Genomic DNA, 21,435 nt, shown 5'->3' with positions numbered 1-21,435 from the left:
TTGGCTCAGAGGCCGTTGTCCTTCAGCACCTGGGCAGCGTTTTCCTTGGTGATCTTCTCGGTCGGCAGAGTGATGGTCTTTTCGACCTTCTCGCCGTTGAGGAACTTGATCGCCTGGCGCAGGCCTTCGGCGCCGGGAGTGACATAGGTGAAGGTGGCTGTCAGCTCGCCCTTGTTGACCATCTGCACGCCTTCGTTGGGCAGGCCGTCGATGCCGATGAACTTGATGTCCTTTTCGCGGCCGACATCCTTGGCGGCGAGATAGGCGCCATAGGCCATCGGATCGTTGTGGCCGTAAACGAGATCGATCTTCTCGTTGCTCTTCAGCGCGTTGGCCATCAGATTATAGGCCTGGTCCTGCTTCCAGTCGCCCGACTGCTGGTCGAGCAGATATTTGATGCCCGGCTCCTTGTCGGTGAATTCGTGGAAGCCGTCGTGGCGGTCATGCGCCGGCTGGGTGCCCATGCCGCCCCAGATCTCGACGACGTTGCCTGCAGCCTTGCCCTTGCCGCCAAGCAGTTCGACGGCATATTCGCCGGCCGCGCGACCGATCAGCGCGTTGTCGCCGCCGACGAACTGCGTGTAGTCCTTGGTGTCGACATTGCGGTCGAGCACGAAGACCGGGATCTTGGCGTCGATCGCCTGCTGCACGACGCCGGTCAAGCCGGCAGATTCCTTCGGCGACACCAACAGCGCATCGACCTCCTGGCGGATCAGGTTCTCGACATCGGCGACCTGCTTTTCGGTCTTGTCCTCGCCGTCGGTGATGATCAGTTCGACCTCGGGATGCTTGGCGGCTTCGGCCAGGATGTCCTTGTTGAACTGCGCGCGCCAGGGCTCGATGGTCGTCACCTGCGAGAAGCCGATCTTCCACTTCTTGTCCTGGGCGAAGGCATTGCCGGTGGTCAGAAGCGCGGTGGTGGTCAGCAGTGCCGCGGTCACGGCGGCAAGCTTCAGCATGTCACGTCGTTTCATTTTTTGTTTCCTCCGAGATTGAGAGACGGTGTCTCTTGCGACGGCCGCTTTGCCGCGGCCGTTTCCTTATGCGCCGATTGCCCGCCGGGCAGGCGCAGATAGGCCAGGAGATCACCGGCATTGCGCTCCTGCACGAGCACGGTGCCGATGATGATCATCCCCTTCAGCACCAGCTGAAGGTTCGAATTGATGTTGTGGAGCTGCAGGATGTTGGAGAGCAGGCCGAAGATCAGCACGCCGCAGAACGTGCCGGTGAGACTGCCGCGGCCGCCCATCAGGCTGGTGCCGCCGATGACCACGGCGGCTATGGCATCGAGCTCCAGCCCGGCGCCGGCATCCGGCTTGCCTTGCCGGTACTGCGCGACATAGAGCACGGCGGCGATGCCGGCGAGCAGCCCGGAGACAGCATAGGTAGCGATCTTGACGCGGCCGGCGGCGATGCCGGAGAGGCGCGCCGCCTCCTCGTTGCCGCCGATGGCGTAGACATAGCGGCCGAACGGCGTGAAGCGCAGCACCGCGCCATAGATCAGGATGGCGCCGAGGAAGAACAGGCCCGGCATCGGGATGATGCCGAACACCAGCGAGCGCAGGATCTCGAAATCGGCGGTCGCGTTGGAGCCGGTATAGACCGGCAGCACCGCATTGTTCTGGCCGGCGGTCAGCCGTGCGATGCCGAGCGCCGTCACCATCATCGCCAAGGTGACGATGAAGGGTTGCAGCCGCCCGGCAACGATGATGAAGCCGTTGAGCGCGCCGAACAGCAAGCCGACGCATGGCGCCACCAGCAGCACGCCGAGCACGCCGAATTTCGGCTCGATCTGCGGCAGCAGAAACCACAGCGACAGGCAGCACAGGACCACGCCGACGACGGCGGGCGTGACCACCCCACGAATCCCGTCCAGCCTGATCTCGCGGAGGAGATCGGCGCCGGCGCGGGATTTTGCCAGGTTCTGGAAGATGAAACGGGTGACGACGAAACCGAGGCAAAGCGCCACCAAAGCGACGGTCGGCACGCCCAGCACGACGCCTGGTGTCACGCCTGGAACCGTCAGCAGCATGGCGCAGACCACCGAGCAGATAGCCATCAGCGAGCCGACGGAGAGATCGATGCCGCCGGTGATGATCACAGCCGTCATGCCGGTGGCGATCAGGCCGGTGGTCGACACCTGGCGCAGCACATCGAGCAGATTGCCGTAGGAGAGGAAGATGTTGTTGCCCTTCGAGCTCATCGGCGAGCCGAGCACGCCGATCAGGAAGATGGCGATCAGGCCCCAATAGAGCTTGGTTCGGGACAGGAGTTTCAGGGCAGTCATGCGGCTGGTCTCGATATGGTCCGGCGCGGGGCGGCGAGGCGCATGATGGCCTCCTCACTGGCCGCGTCGCGGGAAAGAATGCCTGTCTGGCGGCCATCGGCCATCACCAGGATGCGGTCGGAGAGGTGCAGCAGCTCCGGCAGTTCGGAGCTGATGACGGCGATGGCGAGGCCGTCGCGCGCCAGCCTGAAGATCAGGTCGTAGATCTCGCGCTTGGCGCCGACATCGATGCCGCGCGTCGGCTCGTCGAGCAGCAGCACCCTTGGCCTGGTTGCCAGCCACTTGCCGATGACGACCTTCTGCTGGTTGCCGCCCGACAACGTACCGGCGGGCTGATCGATGTCCCGGCAGCGGATGCCGAGGGCCTCGACCGCCTGCCGCGCCAGCCCCTGCTCGCCGGCCAGCGAGCGGATGCCGAAGCGGGCCAGCGAGCCGACCAGCGGCAGCGCGACATTGTCCGCGATCGAAGCCTGCAGATGCAACCCTTGCGTCTTGCGATCCTCGGTCACCAGCGCGATGCCCAGCCGCCTTGCATCGCGCGGCGAACGGATATCCATGCGCTGGCCGTCGATACGGATTTCGCCGCCGGTGCGGCCATCGCTCGAACCGAAGATCGCTTCCAGGATCTCGGTGCGGCCCGAACCCAGCAGCCCGCCAATGCCAAGGATTTCTCCAGCGGCAAGATCGAAGCCGACGCCGTCGATCACCGTGCGCCAGCCATGCGCATCGGGCTTCGACAGCGACAGGTTTTCGACCGAAAGCACGGTCATGCCAGTGGTGTTGCGCTCTTCCTGGGAGGAAGCAAGCAGGTTGCGGCCGACCATCGCCGAAATGATCGCATCTTCGTCGAGCCTGGCCATCGGCTCGGTCAGCACATGGCGTCCGTCGCGAAACACGGTGACGCGACCGGCCAGATGCACGACCTCGTCGATGCGGTGCGAGATGTAGACGATGGCGACTCCGCTGTCGGCAAGCTGGCGGATGATGCGGAACAGCCGCTGGCATTCGGCCGGCGACAGCGCCGAGGTCGGCTCGTCCATGATCAGGATGCGCGCCGACATCGACAGCGCCTTGGCGATCTCGACCAGTTGCTGCTCGCCGACACGCAAGGCGCCGACGCGGGCTTGCGGATCGAGTTCGATGCCGAGCCGCTGCAACAAAGCACCCGCCGCGCGGCTGCTTGCCTTGCGGTCGACGATCAGCCCTGCGATCAGCTTCTCGCGGCCGAGGAAGATGTTGTCGGCGACGCTGAGTTCGGGCACCAGGTTGAGTTCCTGATGAATGATGGCGATGCCGGCATCCTCGGCATCGCGCACTCCGGCGAAGCTGACGGGGCGGCCATCGACGCTGACCGTGCCTTCATAGCCGGTATAGACGCCGGAGAGGATTTTCATCAGCGTCGACTTGCCGGCGCCGTTCTCGCCCATCAAGGCATGAACCTCGCCGCGACGCAGCTCAAAGCCTACATCGACAAGCGCGGCGATGCCGCCGAAGCTCTTGGAAATGCGCTCGGCACTCAGAACGGTGTCCGACCGATCAGCCGCACCGTGCTGCGGGGAAAGGGAATTGCTCTCTTGCATGACAATGGCGGCCTCCCTTCCGTCGTCGTCAATTTCCCGCAAACGCTAATCTAAACGTTTCGATCATGTCAAGCCGATATAAGGTGCCGGGCGTTTGATGCAATTCGATTCTTGCTTAAAAGGACAGGATTCCGTACGTATTGGCCAGCAAGGGGTGGCGAAACGTTTCGAAAATGACAGCGTCAGGGCAAAAAAGACACCGCAAATCCACCGCGCCCACCATGCTTCATGTGGCTGAAGCGGCGCGTGTTTCTGTCGCCACCGTTTCGGCGCTGATCAATGGCACGGCGACGGTCAGCCCGGAGCTTAGCCAGCGCATCGAGCAGGCGATCCGCGATATCGGCTACAAGCGCAACGCGATCGCCCGCAGCCTGAAGATGGGCACGACCCGCACCATCGGACTGACCGTGCCGCACATCACCAACCCGTTCTTCACCGATGTCGTCTCGGTCATCCAGCAGGCCTTCGACCGGGCCGGCTATGCCGTCATGCTGTGCTGCACGGACGAGGATTTGAACACCCAGGACGACCAGATCAGGCTGCTGCTCGACCGCATGGTCGACGGGCTGATCGTGGCGCGCGTCGGCGACGGCGCGATCCTCAAGCGGATCGTCGACGACGCCAACGTGCCGGTCGTGCTGCTCGATCGTATCTGCAAAGGCGTCGACACCGATGCCGTGGTGCTGGACAACCAGCGCGCGGTGTTCGACGCCATCACCTATCTGATCAATCTCGGCCACCGGCGCATCGGTTACATCACCGGCACCTCGGACATCTCGCCGATGCATGACCGCATGGCGGGATATCGCGAGGCGCTTCACGCCGCCGGCCTGCCGATCGCCGAAGAACTGATCCGCTTCGGCAATTTCCATGAGATCGACGGCTATAACGAAACCATGCAGATGCTTTCCTCGCATGATCGGCCAAGTGCTATCTTCTCGGCCAACAACCCGATGGTGATCGGCACCATGAAGGCGATCCGCGACATCGGCCTGTCCTGCCCGGAAGACATTTCGGTCGCCTGCTTCGACGACTTTCCATGGTCCGACGTGTTCCAGCCGCAGTTGACCACGGTGGCCCAGCCGGTGCAGGCGATCGGAGAACAGGCGGCCAATCTGCTTCTCGACCGTCTCGCCGGCAACAGGGACGCGCCGCCGCGCAAGCTTTTGCTCAAGGGCCGGCTGATGATCCGCAATTCATGCCGTCCGCTCGGCGCGATTGCGCAGAGCGTGAGCGCGTAGCCTTCCCCCGGCGTAAGTCGTACCAGGATTTGTCAGGCCGCCTGCGACAAGGATTTGTGCGCCTCGGCCAGGATCTCGAACGATCGCACCCGCGCCGCATGATCAAAAATCTGCGCGGTGACCATCAGTTCGTCGGCGCCGGTGCGGCGCACGAAGGCATCGATGCCTTGCCGCACCGTTTCCGGGGAGCCTACGACGGCGCAGGACAATGCCTGGCCGAGCATTGTCTTTGCCATCGGATCGAGATCGCGGTCATAGTTCTCGACAGGTGGCGGCAGCCGGCCGGCCCGACCGGTGCGCAGATTGACGAAAGCCTGTTGCAGCGAGGTGAACAACAAACGGGCCTCCGCATCGGTGGGCGCGGCGAAGACATTGAGGCCGAGCATGACATGCGGCTTGTCGAGCTGCTCGGACGGCTGGAAGCGCGAGCGGTAGACATCCAGCGCGTGATCCAGCTCCGCCGGCGCGAAATGCGAAGCGAAGGCGTAGGGCAGGCCGAGCATGGCGGCGAGCTGCGCGCCGTAGAGGCTGGAGCCAAGAATCCAGACCGGCACGTCCTGGCCTTCGCCGGGCACGGCGCGGATACGCTGGCCTTCCTCAGCCGGCTGGAAATAGCCCATCAGCTCGACGACATCCTGAGGGAAATTGTCGACCCCGGCCTCGAGATTGCGGCGCAAGGCACGGGCGGTGCCCATGTCGGTGCCGGGCGCCCGGCCGATGCCGAGATCGATGCGGCCCGGATGCAAGGCGGCCAGCGTGCCGAACTGCTCGGCAATCACAAGCGGCGAATGGTTGGGCAGCATGATACCGCCGGCGCCGACGCGAATGGTCTTGGTGCCGCCGGCGACATGGGCAATGACGACGGCTGTGGCCGCGCTGGCGATACCCGGCATGTTGTGATGCTCGGCCAGCCAGAAACGCTTGTAGCCCAGGCGCTCGGCATGGCGGGCAAGATCGAGCGAGTTGGCCAGCGACTGCGAGGCATCGCTGCCTTCGACGATCGGCGACAGGTCGAGAACGGAAAGAGCGGTCATGGGTGGGATCCTGTGTCAGGACCGCATGTAGGAAGCATCCGGCGGCGCCGCAAATTCAAAAATATTGATCAGCCTTTGACAGCTTCGGGGTCGGCGATGTCGTCCTCCTCGACGACAATCGCGTGCTGCGCGGAGAGAAAATTGCCGACATGGCTGAGCCCGTCGAAATGATCGCAGAATACCTTGATGACGACCAGCAGCGGCACCGCCATCAGGGCGCCGACGAAGCCCCACAGCCATGACCAGAAGGCGATGGCGATCAAGATCGCCACGGCGTTGATCTCCAGGCGCCGGCCGACCACCATCGGCGTCACGAACTGGCCTTCGACGATGTCGCACAAGATCACGAAGGCCGGCGCCAGAAGCGCGTAGAAGATGGTATCGAAGCTGATCAACGCCATGACCGTGACAAGCGCAATGGTGATCAGCGCTCCGACATAGGGCAAGAAGTTGAGCAACGCCGCGGCGGCTCCCCAGACCAGCGGATTGGGCATGCCAAGCGCCCACAGACCGAGAGCGATGACTGTGCCAAGGCCGGCATTGATGATGGTGACGGTGAGCAGATAGTGCGAGATTTCGCGCTCGACGTCATAGACGACGCGCAGCGCCCGTTTCTTTTCGCTGAGGCGGGCGAAGGACTGGATGATCTTTTCATAAAACATCGTGCCGGAGGCGAGCAGGAACAGCGACAGCACGAAGATGATGGTCAGGCCTGTTCCCGCCGACAGGATGTTGCTGGCGGCCGCCGACAGGATGCCGGACTGCGCCACCGCCACCCTCTGAATGCCCGGCTCCTGCGAAGTCTGGGTCAGCTGTTCGATCTGATGCGAAATCTGCATGATCTTCTCGAGCGGGCGGCGCAATTGTGCCAGCCGTTCGGCAAGTTGCTGGCCTATCGAAGAGGTGTTGTTGATGAGGTCGATGATCGGTCCGCTGAGCAGGTAGCCTACGCTGGCAAAGATGCAGATCGACACCAGCACCAGAAGGGTCGCCGAAATCACTTCGGAGATGCCGTGCCTGCGCAGGAGCCTAACGATCGGCGTCAGCGTCAGCGCCAGCAGGAAAGCCAGAATGACCGGCATGAAGAAAGCGCGAGCGAAGTAGAGCGCATAGATGGCCATGAACAGGAAAATGCCGACGAGCAGCGAACGCATCAGATGCGTGTCGGCGCGGGCCGCAACGCGCGAATCCGATTCGTCGGCGACGGCGTGAGCCAAGGCAGCGGGTTCGGTTTTCATGCTCACCCTCGAGCCGGCGCCCTCGGCGATCGGCTATTGCCTGCATGAACGCAGAGTTATGGGCGCAGGTTCCATGAGCCGGCTTCCGGAATGAGGCCGCTCGCACCGGACTCCGGGTCAGGCGACCGGCGCTGCCGGTGCCGGCTCAGCTGTTTCCTTGCGTACGATTGGCGCCACCCTGGTGCCGTAGAGTTCGATCGCCTTCATGATCTTGGCATGCGGCATGGTGCCGATCGCCATTTGCAGCAGGAAGCGGTCGTTTTTGAAGATCCTGTGCTGGGCGACGATCTTTTCGGCGACCTGCTCGGGACTGCCGACGAACAAGGCACCGTTCGGGCCACGCGACTGGTCGAAATGCGCTTGGGATGTCGGACCCCAGCCGCGCTCGCGGCCGATGCGGTTCATGACTTCCGCCTGCGGGCCGTAAAAATCGTCGGCCGCCTGCTCGGTCGTCTCGGCGATGAAGCCGTGCACGTTGATGCTGGTGGCGAGGCCCGCGGGATCACTGCCGGCGCGCTTGGCGGCTTCGCGGTAGAGATCGAACAGCGGCGCGAAACGCGCCGGCTCGCCGCCAATGATGGCGAGCGCCAGCGGCAGGCCGAGCGCGCCAGCGCGGGCGGCAGACTGCGGCGTGCCGCCAATGGCGATCCAGACCGGCAGCCTGTCCTGGAAGGGCCGGGGATAAACGCCGCGATCGTTGATCGGCGCGCGCAGATTGCCCGACCAGGTGACCTTCACGCTGTCGCGGATGGCAAGCAGCAGATCGAGCTTTTCGGCGAACAGCTCGTCATAGTCCTCGAGGTTGTAACCGAACAGCGGGAAGGATTCGATGAACGAGCCACGCCCGGCCATGATCTCGGCGCGGCCGCCCGACAGAAGATCGAGCGTGGCGAATTGCTGGAAAACGCGTACCGGGTCGTCGGAGGACAGAACGGTGACCGCGCTGGTCAGCTTGATGCGCGTCGAACGCTCGGCCGCCGCGGCCAAGGCCACGACCGGTGCGGAGGCGGCATAGTCGGGCCGGTGATGCTCGCCGAGGCCGAAGACGTCGAGACCGACCTGATCGGCCAGCTCGACCTCCTCGATCAGGTTGCGCAGCCGCTCATGCGGGCCGATTGCGCCGGGGCCCGGCTGCGGGCTGACGTCGGCGAAGGTGTAGAGACCGAGTTCCATCTAATGTCATCCTGATGTTGGAATTTGCCGCTAGACGTAGCCATCCGCCAACCTCGCTGCCAGAGGGGCGACGGTGAACAGTGCATGTCGTTTTCGACTCTATCTCTTCGTCGCAATTCCCAAGGGAAAGCGCTGCGCGCTTTTCCCGGGAAAACCGCTTCACACTTCTCCTGGAATTGCTCCAAAGGCGTCTCCCGGCTGCAACAGCCGACAATTTCATGGCTGCCATGCCGTTTTGGCGCTTGAACTCTCGGTTTTCGCGCGTATGTAAGCGTCGCGAATTGACTTCAGGGAAGTGGACTTGGCTATCTACAGGGAAAAAGACGTTTTCGAGCGGCGCAACGCCGCAAACGAGGCAAAGAAGGCGCTCCTCGAGCGCTTCAAGGCAAAGCCGGCGGCGGATGATCCCGCAGTGCTGGCGCGGCAGGCTGAACGCAAGGCTATCCTTGCGGCTCGCGAAATCCGCGAGGCCGAAAAGGCCCGGCTGAAGCAGGAGAAGCTGGCACGCGAAGCGGTTGAGAAGGCCGAGCGCGAGGCAGCAGCCGAAGCGGCACGTATCGCCGCCGAGGAAGCTGCACAGGCTGAGGCCAAGATTCGGGAATCCGAAGAGAACGAGCGCATCGCCCGTTTTCTGGCCGATGAAGCCGAGCGCAAGGCCAAGCGTGACGCGCGTTATGCGGCACGCAAGCAGCGCACCGGCAGGACGCCGCCGGGCTTCTCGGCCCGCTAGCCTCCAGGCTACGAAGCAATCGGCTTCGAGAATCAGGGTCGCCTCGCAGCGGCCCTGATTGTGTTTGTCCCATGCATGTCGCCCATAAGTGGTCCCGGTTTTGGGAGGACGACATGCATAAAACAAGAAGCGCTATCGGTCAGGCGGCGAACTTCAATCCCATGATGCCGCAGACAATGAGCGCAATGCAGGCCAGCCTGATCGCGGTGGCTGGTTCGCCGAGCAGCCAGATGCCGAGCAGTGCCGTACCGACGGTGCCGATGCCGGTCCACACCGCATAGGCGGTGCCGACGGGCAGCGCCTTCAGCGCCAGGCCGAGCAGAGTGAGGCTGACGACCATCGAGGCAACGGTCAGCACGGTCGGCACCAGCTTCGAGAAGCCATCGGTGTATTTGAGGCCGATTGCCCAGCCGATCTCGAACAGGCCGGCGAAAAAGAGAAGAATCCACGACATCGACAACGCTCCATCAGAGCATCGGGCCGAAAAGCGATTTTCGGCGTCCGACGATCAGTCAAACAATGGCGGGTCGTCCCGTCCGGATTTTGGGGAAGCGCGAGGTCGTCCCCGCCACGCCAAGATAGGAATTTCGAGCGCTCGATCAACAACGACCGGCAACAGCGCTGCCGGTCGCAATCCCATTTCGAAGCAAATCGGCCGGACTTACTTGTCCTTGAGCTTCATCGCCTTCACCGGCGGCGCCTTCAGGGCCGGAGCCGGGGCGGGCTTCTTGGCGTCCTTCTTCGGCTTGCGGGCTTCCTTGCCTGCCTTCATCGCACCTTTAGCCATGATTCGTTCCTCCTGATGTGGGAAGCGAAGTGAAACAAGAGAACCGCCGGACTGCAAGGGGTTAGCGACTGCTGCCGCCGTCAGCGGCTCGCTTTCAACCGGTTTCTAATTTGCTCGTAAACCATGGCGGTCCATGCCATGGTTGTCTTCGCACTGCAGCATCAACCCGTGCCTCCGCCCGGTGATCGTCAGGCAGGCCGTCAGGACGACAATGCGAATTCACATCGGCTGCGAGATGAGCTTCGACTTTCCGCAGGAAACGCCGCTCATCGCAATGCTGAATGTCCACTATTCGCGTGCCTCCGATCTCGAGCGGCCGGATTTCCTGATCTCCAACCCGCCGGTGCCGATCGAAAGCTATCGCGACAGTTTCGGCAACTGGTGCAACCGGTTCGTCGCGCCACCCGGGCGTTTCACCTTCGGCACCGACGCGGTGATCCGCGATCCCGGCACTTTCGAGATGGGCGACCTGATGGCCTGGCAGCACGAGGTGCGCGATCTGCCGGCGGACACGCTGCTGTTTCTGCTGCCCAGCCGTTTTTGCGAAAGCGACCTTCTGGCTGATGAAGCGTGGCGGCTGTTCGGCAACACGCCGCTGGGCATTCCGCGCGTGCAGGCGGTCTGCGACTTCGTCCACAATCACATCGTCTTCAACTACGGCAATGCTCGGCCGACACGCACCGCCGCGGAAGCCTATCGCGAACAGAGCGGCGTGTGCCGCGACTATGCGCATCTCGCGGTCACCTTCTGCCGGGCACTCAACATCCCGACGCGCTATTGCACCGGCTACATCAGCGACATCGGTATGCCGAAACCATGGGCGAGCATGGATTTCTGCGCCTGGATGGAAGTCTATCTCGGCGGCCGCTGGCATGTCTTCGACCCGCGCAACAATGCACCGCGCATCGGCCGCATCCTGATCGCCTCCGGCCGCGACGCCGCCGACGTTCCGTTGACCCATATATTCGGGCCGGGAACGCTTGCCGGCTTCAAGGTGTGGACCAGCGAGATCATCGAGTAGTCGTTCTGCCTACCAGTCTCTAACGACAGACCTCTTTAACGACCGCCGTTTTTGAACGAGCCAGCGGTTCACACGTTGTGGTGGCTGTGGAGCTTCTTCCATCTGACCATTAGACTGGGTGTGCATCGAATGGGGACAGCACCATGGCCGGGCACGGCGGCTCAAAAAAGGTGATCTACGCGGCGCTCGCCGGCAATTTCGCCATCGCGCTGACCAAGTTCGCCGCCGCCGCCTTTACCGGCAGTTCGGCGATGCTGTCGGAGGGCGTGCATTCGCTGGTCGATACCGGCAATGGCGGCCTGCTGCTCTACGGCATGCACCGTGCCGCCCGCCCGGCCGACCGGACGCATCCCCTCGGTCACGGCCGGGAACTCTACTTCTGGAGCTTCATCGTCGCGCTCCTCGTCTTCGCGCTGGGCGCCGGCGTGTCGTTCTACGAAGGCGTGATCCATATGATGGCGCCGGAGCCGGTCGCCAACGCCGAGGTGACCTACATCGTGCTCGGCCTTTCCTTCCTGTTCGAAGGCAGTTCGTGGTGGGTGGCGCTGAAAGAGTTCCGCCAGCAGAAGGGCAAGCAGGGCTGGCTGCGGGCGGTGCAGTCGAGCAAGGACCCGAGCGTCTACACCGTGCTGTTCGAGGACAGCGCAGCACTTCTCGGCCTGATCGTCGCGTTCGCCGGCATCCTGGCGGCGGAAGTTCTGGGGATGCCGGAACTCGACGGCGCCGCCTCCATCGGCATTGGGCTGATCCTGGGCGCGACGGCAATCTTCCTGGCCCGCGAAAGCAAGGGCCTGCTGATCGGCGAGCCGGCCTCTCTCGAGGTGCAGATGAAGGTGCTGGCGATCGCCCAGCAGGATCCGGCGGTGCAGCGGGCGAACGGCGTCCTGACCGTCCATATGGGGCCGGCAGAGATCGTCGCCGGCCTGAGCATCGAGTTCGAGGACCATTTGACGGCGCCCGAGATCGAAGCTTGCGTCGAGCGCCTGGAGGCGCAGCTGAAGAATGAGATGCCGGAGATCACACGGCTGTTCGTCAAGCCGCAGACGTCAGGCACCTGGGAGCAGCGGCGCAGGCTGATCGAGAACGCATCCGATCCGGCTCTGGACTAGCGCTGCGCCATTGCCTCACGGTCTTCCCCCGCTAGGATTAAAGGGACTTTGGAGGAGCGAAGATGAAAATCGACGGCGGCTGCCATTGTGGCGCCATCACCTACGAGGCGGAGGTCGACCCGGAGAACACCGGAATCTGCCACTGCACCGATTGCCAACAACTGACCGGAACGGCTTTTCGCGTGACCGTGGGCGCGCCGGAAGGCCACTACCGGATCACCAAGGGTGCGCCAAAGGTCTATATCAAGACAGGATCGAGCGGCGACAAGCGCGCGCAGGGCTTTTGCGGCGAGTGCGGCTCGCATCTCTACGCGACATCGGTTGGCGACGGGCCGAAGGTTTATGGCATCCGGGTCGGCACGGCGCGGCAACGTGAACAGCTGGTCCCGAGACGGCAAAGCTGGCACCGCTCGGCGCTGCCCTGGTTGCCGGAATTCCCGGGTATGACGACCAAGGAAGAGCAGTAGGGCGGATCCGGCGCTGCTGCTCAGTCGTCGCCTTCGACGACCCTCAGCCTGAGCTGCCCGGTTTTCGAATCGGCAACGCGCGCGCCAGTATCGACTTTCGCGGCGGGAGCCCGTGACGCTGCGTCCGCGGCGGCATCGCCGTCGGGCTGCGCGCCGAACTCCAGCGCTTCGATCTTCTGGCCGCGCTTGGTGACCTTCGACGTCGAAACCAGGATGTCGTCGATGTCCTTGGCCGACTGGCCGAAATGGACCTGCAGCTTGCGCACCCGCTCATCGACACGCGCGACATCCTCCATCAGCCGAATGACCTCGCCCTGGATCAGATGCGCCTGTTCGCGCATGCGGGCATCCTTGAGGATCGCCTGGATGACCTGGATCGACAGCATCAGCAGCGACGGCGAGACGATGACAATTCGGGCACGGTGCGCCTTATGGACGATCGCCTCGAAATTCTCGTGGATCTCGGCGAACACCGATTCCGACGGCACGAACATGAAGGCCGTGTCCTGCGTCTCGCCCTGGATCAGGTATTTTTCCGAGATATCGCGGACATGGATCTCGATGTCGCGGCGGAAGGCCTGCGAGGCGGCCTTCTGCAGGTCGGCGCCGTCGGCGGCGCGGATGGCATTCCAGGCCTCGAGCGGAAACTTGGCGTCGATGGCCAGCGACGGCGCGCCGTTCGGCATCTTCACCAGGCAGTCGGGACGGCTGCCGTTCGACAGCGTCGCCTGGAATTCATAGGCGCCATGCGGCAGGCCGTCGGCAACGATCGCCTCCATGCGCGACTGGCCGAAAGCACCGCGCGTCTGCTTGTTGGAGAGGATCGCCTGCAGCTGCACGACCTGGCCGGCGAGCGATTGGATGTTGCCCTGCGCGACATCGATGATAGCCAGCCGCTCCTGCAACTTGGCCAGGCTCTCATGCGTGGATTTCGTCTGCTCGGTCATGGTCTGGCCGAGCCGGCCGGTCATGGCGTCCAGGCGCTGGCCGATCGATTGCGTCAGCTCCGCCTGCCGTGCGCCGAACACTTCCGCAATGGCGCCCATGCGACCCTGCATTTCGGCCTGGCTTTGCAGAATTCCGGCCATCCGCGCCTCGGCATCGCGGGCATGATCGGCGGCTTCCGCAGCCGCCACGGCGCGCGCCTTCGCCGACCGCCACAGCGCAACGACCAGCGCCACGAACAGGGCCAGAAACAGCAAAGCGCCGAAGGCCAGCGCATGGCCGAGCGTGATGGTTGTGGCGCCAAGCCGGGCGACAGGCTCCGAAAGGATGGTGCTCAAATCATTCATGTGGACAGCATAGACGATTCGCCGCGATAGCACAGATCAAAACGTGAACGAGCCTCATGCCAACCGGTTGACGCTTTTCGCTGGAGGTCTTACGTGGAACGCCATGCCGATCAAGCCGCTCATCATCCTTCCCGACCCCATCCTGCGCCAGGTTTCCCAACCGGTGGAGCGTGTCGACGCGCCCCTGCGCAAATTAGCCGACGACATGCTGGCGACCATGTATGACGCACCGGGCATCGGTCTGGCGGCAATCCAGATCGGCGAGCCGCTGCGCTTGCTGGTGATCGATCTCGCCAAGGAAGACGAGACGCCGGCGCCGCATGTCTTCATCAATCCGGAAATCCTGGAGAGCGCCGATGCGCGCTCCGTCTACGAGGAAGGCTGCCTGTCGATCCCGGATTATTACGCCGAGGTCGAACGCCCGGCCGCCGTACGGGTCAAGTATCTCGACCGCGACGGCAAGCTGCAGGAGATGGAGGCCGAGGGCCTGATGGCCACCTGCCTGCAGCATGAGATCGACCACCTCAATGGCGTCCTGTTCATCGACCACATCTCGAAGCTGAAGCGCGACATGGTGGTGAAGAAATTCAAGAAGCTCGCCAAGGACAAAGCGCCGGGCAAGCTGGTGGGATAGGGCATGCTCTGTCGGAGCACGGCCCCTCCGATCAGCCTCGGCGGTTCAGCTTCACGAACCTTCGATTGAAAATACCGACTTGCTGTGATATCAGTGATATCACGTAGGAGGTGTCTATGGGTGACATGCTGATCCGTGGGATCAATCCGGAATTGAAACGGCGTCTCGAGGAAAGTGCGCGGCTGAACAGGCGCAGCCTTTCGGAGGAAGCGGTCGTCTTGATACAGAAGGGTTTTGCAACACAATTTGCTGGCGCCGAAAAAGTCGGCGATCGCCTCTATTCGCTCGTCGGCGATGATCGTTTCACAAGCGACGAGATTCAGGAAATAGCGAGGTCGCGAAGTGAGGCCGATCGTGGGCCGCCTGATTTCCGTTGACCGAAATGATTATACTGGACACCAACGTCATATCGGACGTGCTATCGCGGCAACGGAGCAAAAACGTTCTCAACTGGTTGAATGGCCAAGAGCCTGCGACCCTTTTCCTCTCCACCATTGTTTTTGCAGAGCTCTATTTCGGAGCCTACCTCGTTCAGGAGGCCATCCGGCGGGATGGTCTTCTCCAAAGCATTTCGAGGATCCGGGGCGAATTTTCGGGTCGGATCCTGGTTTTTGGGGATCTGCCCGCAGAACACTATGGCCGCATTGCCGCGGCAAGACGACTCGCTGGCAGACCTGTCGAAACCAAGGACGCGATGATAGCTGCGATCTGCCAGGTGCACGACGCCACGCTTGCCACCCGCAACGTTCGAGACTTCGACGGACTTGACCTGAAGCTGGTAAACCCGTTTGAAGCCTGAGCTGACTTCCCGGCGCAGGTAGAGAGAAGGTCTCGGAAGAAAAATGCCCCTTCGCGTCATCTTCATGGGCACGCCGGAGTTTTCGGTGCCGACTTTGCGCGCGATCGCCGAGGCTGGCCATGAGATATCAGTCGTCTATACCCAGCCGCCGCGCGCTGCCGGACGGCGCGGGCTGGAGCTGACACCGTCGCCGGTGCAGCGCGAGGCGGAGCGACTGGGCATCGAGGTGCGAGCGCCGGTTTCGCTCAAAGGCGAGGCCGAGCAGACCGCCTTCCGTGCCTTGCGGGCCGACGTCGCTGTGGTCGTCGCCTATGGCTTGCTGCTGCCGAAGGCGGTTTTGGAGGCGACCCGGCTCGGCTGCATCAACGGCCATGCCTCGCTTCTGCCGCGCTGGCGCGGTGCCGCGCCTATCCAGCGCGCCATCATGGCCGGCGACCTGGAAAGCGGCATGATGGTGATGCGCATGGAAGAGGGGCTGGACACCGGCCCGGTCGGGCTGATTGAAAAATGCGCCATCGAACCCGATATGACAGCCGGCGATTTGCATGATCGGTTGATGAGCGTCGGTGCTGCCTTGATGGTGGAAGCGCTGGCGCGGTTGGAAGGGAACACCCTGACATTCACCACACAAGCTGTGGAGGGGGTGACCTACGCCAAGAAAATCGATAAATCCGAGACTCGCGTGGACTGGACTCGCTCAGCAAGTGAGGTCCACAATCATATTCGCGGCCTGTCGCCCTTTCCCGGCGCCTGGTCGGAGATAGGAATTGGCGGCCGCCGGGAGCGGCTGAAACTGCTTCGCTCGACGCTGTCGCAAGGCCTGTCGCTTTGGGAAGAGTTGGGCGAGTCGGGAGGAATTCTCGATGACCGGCTGACGGTCGCCTGCGGGGCAGGCGCGATCAGGCTGGTCGAAGTTCAACGGGCGGGCGGAAAGCCCGCTGCCGCGTCGGAATTCCTGCGCGGGGCCAAGATCGAAAAAGGACTGAAATTCTCATGAGCATGATGTCGATACGCGCGGCAACGCCGCGGGATCGCGAGGCCATCCGCCTCGTCGAGGAACACGCTTTCGGCCAGCAGGCGGAGGCCGGTCTGGTCGACGCGCTGGTGACTGGCGGCAACGCTGTTGCCGAACTGGTGGCGGAAGAGGACGGCCAGGTGGTCGGCCACATCCTGTTTTCGCGGCTGTTCGTCCAGAATGGCGGCAAGACCTTCGCCGCCGTGGCGCTCGCGCCGCTGGCGGTGGAGCCCTCGTTCCATGGCAGCGGCATCGGCGGCGCGCTGATCCGCGAGGCGCATATCCGCCTCAGGGATGCCGGCGAAACGCTGGCCGTGGTGCTCGGCGACCCCACCTATTACGGGCGTTTCGGATATAGCCACACGCGTGCCGAGAACTTCGAGAGCGAATACCAGGGCGAAGCGCTGCAGGCGCTGGCTTGGGGCGACGCGCCTGACGCCGGCAGGCTGGTATACGCCTCCGCCTTCACCGCTCTCGCCGCCTAGAACAGTCCACCGTTTCATGGAAACGGCGAACTGCTCTACCTCTTTGTTTGAACGCAATTCCGAACGGAAAACCGTTTCACACTTTTCCTGGAATTGCCCGAGGCGAGAGCTCTAGTCGCAAATGCCGCGTTTTCGCCTCGACATCGAATATGATGGCAGCCTGTTTGCCGGCTGGCAGCACCAGGCGGATCAGCCTTCGGTGCAACAGGCGATCGAGCGGGCGATCGAAAAATTCTGCGGCGAAGCGATCAGGCTGCGCGCCGCCGGCCGCACCGATGCCGGCGTGCATGCGACAGCGCAGGTGGCGCATGTCGATCTCGTCAAGGCGTGGCCGGGCGACAAGGTGCGCGATGCCGTCAACGCCCATCTGCAGGCGGCCGGGGCGCGCATCGCCATCTTGAAAGCGACGGTCGTTTCCGACAGCTTCGACGCCCGCTTCTCGGCCATCGGCCGCCACTATCTCTACCGCATCCTAAACCGCCGTGCCCCGGCCGCGCTCGACAAGGGCAAGGTGTGGTGGGTGCCGAAGCGGCTCGACGCCGGCGCCATGCACGAAGCGGCGAAAGTCCTGCTCGGACGGCATGACTTCACCACCTTCCGCTCGACCCAGTGCCAGGCCAACAGCCCGATCAGGACGCTGGAACGGCTCGATGTGAGCCGACAGGGCGACATAGTCGAGGTCAGGGCTTCGGCGCGCTCGTTCCTGCACAACCAGGTGCGTTCGATGGTCGGCTCACTGAAGCGCGTCGGCGACGGCGGCTGGAGCGCGGCCGACCTGAAAACGGCGCTCGAGGCGCACGACCGCGCCGCCTGCGGCCAGGTGGCGCCGCCCGACGGGCTGTTTCTCACCGGTGTCGATTATCCAGTCGAGACGAGCCCGGACAGGCTCTGAACTCCGACATCGTCCGGCACGGTGATGCCGAGCAGCGTCTGCAGGCCGAACAGCACCAGCAGCGAGGCGATGAACATGCCGACGAAAACGGCGGTGCCGACCGATGCGCCCCTGCCGATCGTGGCGTTGGTCATGCGCCAGGTCAGCACCATCGACAGGGCAAACAGGAACAGCGACACAAGGCTCGCAGCCTGGCTTGCGGACGACAGGAAAAGCCGGATCAGCGCCGAGGGCAGCATCAGCCAGGCGGTGATGGCCGAAGCCCAGTTGCTGGCGACGACGTAGTGGACGAAGCGGCCGCCGATGCCGGCGCGCGGCGCGATCAAAGCGAGCGCAACCAGCGGCAGCACCCAGGAGCCGATGTCGACCGTCGCCAGGCGCACCAGCATGCTGAAGCGCCCCGCGAAGGCGTCGGGATCGCCGATTTCGTTGGCGATGCCGACCCAGCCGACGATCAGCGCCGGTGCTGCAACGACAATGGCGAAGAAGGAATTCCAGAAGCCGTCGGCCGATAGGTCGAGCAGGCGCAGGCCGTCGACCTTGCCGAGCATCAATCGCCAGGCGCCCGTCAGCGAAGCTTGGGTTTCGTCCGCCGAAAGCATGCCGTTCAGCCCTGTCCGAACCAGTCTTCTATGAAGCGCTGGTAAATTTGCGTCAGCGTTTCGAGATCGGCAATGGCGACGCGCTCGTCGACCATGTGCATTGTCTTGCCGACCAGCCCGAACTCGACCACCGGACAATAGTCCTTGATGAAACGCGCGTCGGACGTTCCACCGGAGGTGGACAGCGTCGGCTCCTTGCCGACCGCCGACTTGATCGAGCCGCGCAGCGTTTCGATAAGCCTGTCGTCGCGCGTCAGAAAGACATGGCTAGGCCGGTCGCGCCAGACGAGCTCGTAGTCGACCGGCGTCTTCTTGCCCTGCCGGTACTTCTTGCGCCTGGCCGCCTGGTCGAGCCGGTTGTGGATCTCGGCCTGCAGGGTCTCGTCCGTCCAGGTGTCGTTGAAGCGGATGTTGAAGGTCGCGGTCGCTTTGGCCGCAATGACATTGGTGGCGGGGTTGCCTACATCGATGGAGGTGATCTCCAGATTGGTCGGCTGGAAATCCCTGGTTCCCTTGTCGAAAACCGGATGCAGCAAGGCGTCGACCAGGCTCATCAGCCCGCGCACCGGATTGTCGGCAAGCAGGGGATAGGCGACATGGCCCTGGCGGCCATTGACGGTGACGGCGCCGGACATCGAGCCGCGGCGGCCGATCTTGATCATGTCGCCGAGAGCGTCCGGATTGGTCGGCTCGCCGACGACAGAGGCATCCCATTTCTCGCCCCGCGAAGCCGCCCATTCGAGCAGCTTCACCGTGCCGTTGATCGCGGGGCCTTCCTCGTCGCCGGTGATCAGCAGCGAGACCGACCCTTTCGGACCGCCATTGGCCTCGACATGGCGCGCCACGGCGGCGATGAAACAGGCAATGCCGCCCTTCATGTCGACGGCGCCGCGGCCATACATCTCGCCATTGGCGATCTCGGCGGCGAAAGGCGGATGCGTCCAGGCGGCTTCGTCGCCGACAGGCACCACGTCGGTGTGTCCGGCGAACATCAGATGCGGGCCATTGCCGGAGCGCCTTGCATAGAGGTTTTCGATATCGGGCGTGCCGTCTTCGGAAAACACCGGCCGATCGACCAGGAAGCCGAGCGGTTTGAGCATCGTCTCCAGCGCGGTCAGCGCGCCGCCCTCAGCGGGCGTCACCGAAGCGCAACGGATAAGGGCGGCGAGGTTTTCGGCGGGATCGGTCGGCAGCGTCATGGCAAAAGCGATAGTCGAAAGCGCAGGGCCTGTCACGGCCAGACATAGGGGCCAGCGTCATGGCTGGCGATACCGCCGATATTATGGTTTTCATGTCTTATAGTTGCGACCCGGCGCGGGCGGCAGGATGGCAGACAAGCACAAACGGATCGTCATAGCCGGTGCCGGCAGCATCGGCTGCTATGCCGGCGGCTGCCTGGCGCTGGCCAACCGAGAGGTCATTCTGCTGGCTCGGCCTCGCATCGAGGCAGCGTTGCGGCAGGGTGGATTGCGGGTCAGCGACCTCCAGGGCCCCGATCGCTCGATCAAGCCCGAGGCGCTTGTCGTCACCGCCGATCCGGCCGTCGCCCTGCCGCCGGCGGACGTGATCCTGGTCACGGTCAAGAGCGGCGCCACCCAGGATATGGCGGACCTCATCAAGGCCCATGCCCGCCCCGATGCCGTGGTGATCAGCCTGCAGAACGGTGTCGGCAATGCCGACAGGCTGCGCGCTGAACTTGCCGGACGTACGGTGCTGGCCGGCATGGTGCCGTTCAATGTGGTGCAGTCGCCGGACAGCGAACTGCCGCTGCGCGTTCACCGCGCCAGCGACGGCACGGTAATGGTCGAGGATGGCGACGCCGGCTTGGCCGACCTGCTTGGAGTCGAAGGGTTTGCGGTCGAAACCCGTGGCGACATGAAGGCTGTGCTGTGGGGCAAGCTGCTGATGAATTTGAACAACGCACTGGTGGCGCTTTCCGGTCTGCCGCTCGCAACCGAACTGGCCGATCGACGCTGGCGGCTGATCCTGGCCAGCCAGATCGACGAGGCACTGAGAGCGATGAGAGCGTCCGGCATCGAGCCGGCGCGGATCGCCGGCCTGCGGCCGGCGCTGCTGCCGAAGGTGCTCAGGCTGCCGGACTGGCTGTTCAAGCTGCTGGCGCGGCGCATGCTGGCGATCGACGCGCAGGCGCGCTCGTCGATGTGGGACGATCTTCAGCGCGGCCGGCCGACGGAGATCGACGACTTGCAAGGCGCCATCTTGCAGCTGGCGGGGAAGGCCGGCACGCCCGTGCCGACGGTTCAGCGGATCACCGCTTTGGTGCGCGCGGCGGAAGCGGAGCGGCTTGGCTCGCCGGGCCTGGCGCCGGAGCAGGTTGTTGCACCGGCCGGCCGTCGATCAACGTGATCTTCTGCCAGATTTTCCGCGACAGGTTTGACGCCAGGTTCTCGATGTCGTTGACGCCGTCGATGACCACGTCGTCATTGACCGACTGTGCGAACAATGCGGCGATCTTGCCCGTGATCGACAGCATTTCAGAGCAATAATCGAGGTAACGGGCCAGGTCGGCGGCATTGGTGATGCGGGCGGGCGAATGCGACGTCGGCTTGAAATCGGCCGACAGCGCCGCCGGATCCTTGGTCAGCTGATGCATGTCGATGACGTGGATCAGCGAGCGCAGGCCATGCAGCTGGCGAAAGACCTGCTTGCGCTTGATGCGCTCCTCGGAGCGGATCAAGGCGAGAAATCCGACAATGGCGAGGATGAACATGTTGAGCGAAGCTTCGATGCCTTGCACCGACTGGACGGCATCACCGGGTTTGGAAATGCGGTCGAATGGCAGGACGGTGCCGACGAAGATGAACATCAATGCGCCGGCAACGACAGCGGCGACGATGAGGCCGCGCAGCCACCAGATCGGCGCTTCCAGGGCCTTGGCGCCCTGTGCCAGATCGCGCGACAGCGAGACCAGTTCGGCGGCAACGCCGCGCAGGCCGGCCTTGGGGAAACGCTCCGCAACACGCGTCTCCAGCCGTTCCGCGGTCTCGATGATCAGCTTCGGATCAAGCGTGCGGTAGCGCATGTCCGA

The 21,435-nt window shown here is 63.6% G+C and carries 24 protein-coding genes; 12 read left to right on the top strand and 12 right to left on the bottom strand.

From position 1 onward, the window contains the following. Positions 1-5: 5 nt before the first annotated feature. From NKI99_RS12385 to NKI99_RS12375, 3 genes are read right to left on the bottom strand one after another with little or no spacing between them, the layout of a single operon-like run. Positions 6-974, bottom strand: coding sequence for a substrate-binding domain-containing protein (locus NKI99_RS12385; RefSeq protein WP_127411071.1), 969 nt, complete (start codon positions 972-974; stop codon positions 6-8). Continuing rightward, complete coding sequence (locus NKI99_RS12380; RefSeq protein ID WP_352610963.1) at positions 971-2,287, bottom strand: ABC transporter permease; 1,317 nt, start codon at positions 2,285-2,287, stop codon at positions 971-973. The genes NKI99_RS12385 and NKI99_RS12380 overlap by 4 nt, the downstream gene beginning before the upstream one ends. Next, the gene (locus NKI99_RS12375; RefSeq protein ID WP_352610962.1) at positions 2,284-3,867 is read right to left on the bottom strand and encodes a sugar ABC transporter ATP-binding protein; all 1,584 of its coding nucleotides are present in this window, start codon (positions 3,865-3,867) and stop codon (positions 2,284-2,286) included. The genes NKI99_RS12380 and NKI99_RS12375 overlap by 4 nt, the downstream gene beginning before the upstream one ends. A 221-nt stretch (positions 3,868-4,088) precedes the next feature. Between NKI99_RS12375 and NKI99_RS12370 the strand changes: the two genes are divergently transcribed. Next, positions 4,089-5,108, top strand: coding sequence for a LacI family DNA-binding transcriptional regulator (locus NKI99_RS12370; RefSeq protein WP_023810747.1), 1,020 nt, complete (start codon positions 4,089-4,091; stop codon positions 5,106-5,108). 32 nt (positions 5,109-5,140) lie between these two features. On the opposite strand, the gene NKI99_RS12365 is transcribed toward NKI99_RS12370, so the two are convergent. From NKI99_RS12365 to NKI99_RS12355, 3 genes are all read right to left on the bottom strand, one after another. After that, on the bottom strand, positions 5,141-6,142 hold the full coding sequence (locus tag NKI99_RS12365) for an LLM class flavin-dependent oxidoreductase (protein ID WP_023810748.1): 1,002 nt from the start codon (positions 6,140-6,142) through the stop codon (positions 5,141-5,143). A gap of 68 nt (positions 6,143-6,210) precedes the next feature. Further along, positions 6,211-7,380 carry an AI-2E family transporter gene (locus tag NKI99_RS12360; protein WP_352610961.1) on the bottom strand — a complete coding sequence of 390 codons (1,170 nt, stop codon included), beginning with the start codon at positions 7,378-7,380 and terminating at the stop codon, positions 6,211-6,213. 117 nt (positions 7,381-7,497) lie between these two features. Further along, complete coding sequence (locus NKI99_RS12355; protein ID WP_352610960.1) at positions 7,498-8,553, bottom strand: LLM class flavin-dependent oxidoreductase; 1,056 nt, start codon at positions 8,551-8,553, stop codon at positions 7,498-7,500. 301 nt (positions 8,554-8,854) lie between these two features. Here NKI99_RS12355 and NKI99_RS12350 point away from each other — a divergent pair, with 301 nt between their 5' ends. Beyond that, positions 8,855-9,283: a DUF6481 family protein gene (locus NKI99_RS12350; protein ID WP_023761392.1), complete on the top strand. Its 429-nt coding sequence runs from the start codon at positions 8,855-8,857 to the stop codon at positions 9,281-9,283. A 139-nt stretch (positions 9,284-9,422) separates the two neighbouring features. Here the strand turns inward: NKI99_RS12350 and sugE are convergent, their stop codons facing one another. Together sugE and NKI99_RS12340 are read right to left on the bottom strand one after the other, a co-directional pair. Continuing rightward, positions 9,423-9,737 carry a quaternary ammonium compound efflux SMR transporter SugE gene (gene sugE, locus NKI99_RS12345; RefSeq protein WP_013528463.1) on the bottom strand — a complete coding sequence of 105 codons (315 nt, stop codon included), beginning with the start codon at positions 9,735-9,737 and terminating at the stop codon, positions 9,423-9,425. A 207-nt stretch (positions 9,738-9,944) separates the two neighbouring features. After that, complete coding sequence (locus NKI99_RS12340) at positions 9,945-10,070, bottom strand: hypothetical protein (RefSeq protein WP_013528464.1); 126 nt, start codon at positions 10,068-10,070, stop codon at positions 9,945-9,947. A 211-nt stretch (positions 10,071-10,281) separates the two neighbouring features. Between NKI99_RS12340 and NKI99_RS12335 the strand changes: the two genes are divergently transcribed. The 3 genes from NKI99_RS12335 (at position 10,282) to NKI99_RS12325 (ending at position 12,667) form a co-directional block, all read left to right on the top strand. Then, entirely contained in the window at positions 10,282-11,091 is an 810-nt protein-coding gene (locus tag NKI99_RS12335; RefSeq protein WP_023810752.1) for a transglutaminase-like domain-containing protein, read from the top strand. A 143-nt stretch (positions 11,092-11,234) separates the two neighbouring features. Then, on the top strand, positions 11,235-12,200 hold the full coding sequence (locus NKI99_RS12330; protein ID WP_352610959.1) for a cation diffusion facilitator family transporter: 966 nt from the start codon (positions 11,235-11,237) through the stop codon (positions 12,198-12,200). A gap of 62 nt (positions 12,201-12,262) precedes the next feature. Beyond that, entirely contained in the window at positions 12,263-12,667 is a 405-nt protein-coding gene (locus NKI99_RS12325) for a GFA family protein (protein WP_023810754.1), read from the top strand. Between the two features lie 20 nt (positions 12,668-12,687). Here NKI99_RS12325 and NKI99_RS12320 read toward each other — a convergent pair whose 3' ends face one another. Continuing rightward, complete coding sequence (locus tag NKI99_RS12320; protein WP_128304190.1) at positions 12,688-13,959, bottom strand: DNA recombination protein RmuC; 1,272 nt, start codon at positions 13,957-13,959, stop codon at positions 12,688-12,690. Between the two features lie 103 nt (positions 13,960-14,062). Between NKI99_RS12320 and def the strand changes: the two genes are divergently transcribed. The 6 genes from def to truA all read left to right on the top strand — a co-directional run bounded on the left by def (position 14,063) and on the right by truA (position 17,784). After that, positions 14,063-14,593, top strand: a complete 531-nt coding sequence (def, locus tag NKI99_RS12315; RefSeq protein WP_023810756.1) for a peptide deformylase — start codon at positions 14,063-14,065, stop codon at positions 14,591-14,593. Positions 14,594-14,709: 116 nt separating this feature from the next. Continuing rightward, positions 14,710-14,970 (top strand): hypothetical protein, encoded by a 261-nt coding sequence (locus NKI99_RS12310; RefSeq protein WP_023810757.1) that lies wholly within the window; start codon positions 14,710-14,712, stop codon positions 14,968-14,970. Between the two features lie 5 nt (positions 14,971-14,975). Next, entirely contained in the window at positions 14,976-15,392 is a 417-nt protein-coding gene (locus NKI99_RS12305) for a type II toxin-antitoxin system VapC family toxin (RefSeq protein ID WP_023810758.1), read from the top strand. Positions 15,393-15,435: 43 nt separating this feature from the next. Next, positions 15,436-16,389, top strand: a complete 954-nt coding sequence (gene fmt, locus NKI99_RS12300) for a methionyl-tRNA formyltransferase (RefSeq protein ID WP_023810759.1) — start codon at positions 15,436-15,438, stop codon at positions 16,387-16,389. Next, on the top strand, positions 16,386-16,892 hold the full coding sequence (locus NKI99_RS12295; RefSeq protein WP_023810760.1) for a GNAT family N-acetyltransferase: 507 nt from the start codon (positions 16,386-16,388) through the stop codon (positions 16,890-16,892). Before fmt ends, NKI99_RS12295 begins: the two co-directional genes overlap by 4 nt. Positions 16,893-17,013: 121 nt before the next feature. Beyond that, the gene (gene truA, locus NKI99_RS12290; protein WP_023810761.1) at positions 17,014-17,784 is read left to right on the top strand and encodes a tRNA pseudouridine(38-40) synthase TruA; all 771 of its coding nucleotides are present in this window, start codon (positions 17,014-17,016) and stop codon (positions 17,782-17,784) included. On the opposite strand, the gene NKI99_RS12285 is transcribed toward truA, so the two are convergent. Together NKI99_RS12285 and dapE are read right to left on the bottom strand one after the other, a co-directional pair. Beyond that, complete coding sequence (locus tag NKI99_RS12285; RefSeq protein ID WP_352440611.1) at positions 17,751-18,386, bottom strand: transporter; 636 nt, start codon at positions 18,384-18,386, stop codon at positions 17,751-17,753. The genes truA and NKI99_RS12285 overlap by 34 nt on opposite strands. A 5-nt stretch (positions 18,387-18,391) precedes the next feature. Beyond that, entirely contained in the window at positions 18,392-19,585 is a 1,194-nt protein-coding gene (gene dapE, locus NKI99_RS12280) for a succinyl-diaminopimelate desuccinylase (RefSeq protein ID WP_352440610.1), read from the bottom strand. A gap of 127 nt (positions 19,586-19,712) precedes the next feature. On the opposite strand from dapE, the gene NKI99_RS12275 reads away from it, so the two are divergent. Further along, entirely contained in the window at positions 19,713-20,753 is a 1,041-nt protein-coding gene (locus NKI99_RS12275; RefSeq protein WP_352440609.1) for a 2-dehydropantoate 2-reductase, read from the top strand. Here NKI99_RS12275 and NKI99_RS12270 read toward each other — a convergent pair. Further along, entirely contained in the window at positions 20,656-21,429 is a 774-nt protein-coding gene (locus tag NKI99_RS12270) for a hypothetical protein (protein ID WP_352553150.1), read from the bottom strand. The genes NKI99_RS12275 and NKI99_RS12270 overlap by 98 nt on opposite strands. Between the last annotated feature and the right edge of the window lie 6 nt (positions 21,430-21,435).

It is taken from the genome of Mesorhizobium sp. M0239 (genome assembly GCF_040321815.1).
GTDB lineage: Bacteria > Pseudomonadota > Alphaproteobacteria > Rhizobiales > Rhizobiaceae > Mesorhizobium.
Note: the sequence above shows the minus strand (reverse complement) of the source record. Positions and strands in the feature narration are given on the sequence as shown.

What these genes read in the sequence shown, in the direction of transcription:
- NKI99_RS12385 (WP_127411071.1), bottom strand. Translation starts at nt 974, where the DNA reads ATGAAACGACGTGACATGCTGAAGCTTGCCGCCGTGACCGCGGCACTG.
- NKI99_RS12380 (WP_352610963.1), bottom strand. Translation starts at nt 2,287, where the DNA reads ATGACTGCCCTGAAACTCCTGTCCCGAACCAAGCTCTATTGGGGCCTG.
- NKI99_RS12375 (WP_352610962.1), bottom strand. Translation starts at nt 3,867, where the DNA reads ATGCAAGAGAGCAATTCCCTTTCCCCGCAGCACGGTGCGGCTGATCGG.
- NKI99_RS12370 (WP_023810747.1), top strand. Translation starts at nt 4,089, where the DNA reads ATGCTTCATGTGGCTGAAGCGGCGCGTGTTTCTGTCGCCACCGTTTCG.
- NKI99_RS12365 (WP_023810748.1), bottom strand. Translation starts at nt 6,142, where the DNA reads ATGACCGCTCTTTCCGTTCTCGACCTGTCGCCGATCGTCGAAGGCAGC.
- NKI99_RS12360 (WP_352610961.1), bottom strand. Translation starts at nt 7,380, where the DNA reads ATGAAAACCGAACCCGCTGCCTTGGCTCACGCCGTCGCCGACGAATCG.
- NKI99_RS12355 (WP_352610960.1), bottom strand. Translation starts at nt 8,553, where the DNA reads ATGGAACTCGGTCTCTACACCTTCGCCGACGTCAGCCCGCAGCCGGGC.
- sugE (WP_013528463.1), bottom strand. Translation starts at nt 9,737, where the DNA reads ATGTCGTGGATTCTTCTCTTTTTCGCCGGCCTGTTCGAGATCGGCTGG.
- NKI99_RS12340 (WP_013528464.1), bottom strand. Translation starts at nt 10,070, where the DNA reads ATGGCTAAAGGTGCGATGAAGGCAGGCAAGGAAGCCCGCAAGCCGAAG.
- NKI99_RS12335 (WP_023810752.1), top strand. Translation starts at nt 10,282, where the DNA reads ATGCGAATTCACATCGGCTGCGAGATGAGCTTCGACTTTCCGCAGGAA.
- NKI99_RS12330 (WP_352610959.1), top strand. Translation starts at nt 11,235, where the DNA reads ATGGCCGGGCACGGCGGCTCAAAAAAGGTGATCTACGCGGCGCTCGCC.
- NKI99_RS12325 (WP_023810754.1), top strand. Translation starts at nt 12,263, where the DNA reads ATGAAAATCGACGGCGGCTGCCATTGTGGCGCCATCACCTACGAGGCG.
- NKI99_RS12320 (WP_128304190.1), bottom strand. Translation starts at nt 13,959, where the DNA reads ATGAATGATTTGAGCACCATCCTTTCGGAGCCTGTCGCCCGGCTTGGC.
- def (WP_023810756.1), top strand. Translation starts at nt 14,063, where the DNA reads ATGCCGATCAAGCCGCTCATCATCCTTCCCGACCCCATCCTGCGCCAG.
- NKI99_RS12310 (WP_023810757.1), top strand. Translation starts at nt 14,710, where the DNA reads ATGGGTGACATGCTGATCCGTGGGATCAATCCGGAATTGAAACGGCGT.
- NKI99_RS12305 (WP_023810758.1), top strand. Translation starts at nt 14,976, where the DNA reads ATGATTATACTGGACACCAACGTCATATCGGACGTGCTATCGCGGCAA.
- fmt (WP_023810759.1), top strand. Translation starts at nt 15,436, where the DNA reads ATGCCCCTTCGCGTCATCTTCATGGGCACGCCGGAGTTTTCGGTGCCG.
- NKI99_RS12295 (WP_023810760.1), top strand. Translation starts at nt 16,386, where the DNA reads ATGAGCATGATGTCGATACGCGCGGCAACGCCGCGGGATCGCGAGGCC.
- truA (WP_023810761.1), top strand. Translation starts at nt 17,014, where the DNA reads ATGCCGCGTTTTCGCCTCGACATCGAATATGATGGCAGCCTGTTTGCC.
- NKI99_RS12285 (WP_352440611.1), bottom strand. Translation starts at nt 18,386, where the DNA reads ATGCTTTCGGCGGACGAAACCCAAGCTTCGCTGACGGGCGCCTGGCGA.
- dapE (WP_352440610.1), bottom strand. Translation starts at nt 19,585, where the DNA reads ATGACGCTGCCGACCGATCCCGCCGAAAACCTCGCCGCCCTTATCCGT.
- NKI99_RS12275 (WP_352440609.1), top strand. Translation starts at nt 19,713, where the DNA reads ATGGCAGACAAGCACAAACGGATCGTCATAGCCGGTGCCGGCAGCATC.
- NKI99_RS12270 (WP_352553150.1), bottom strand. Translation starts at nt 21,429, where the DNA reads ATGCGCTACCGCACGCTTGATCCGAAGCTGATCATCGAGACCGCGGAA.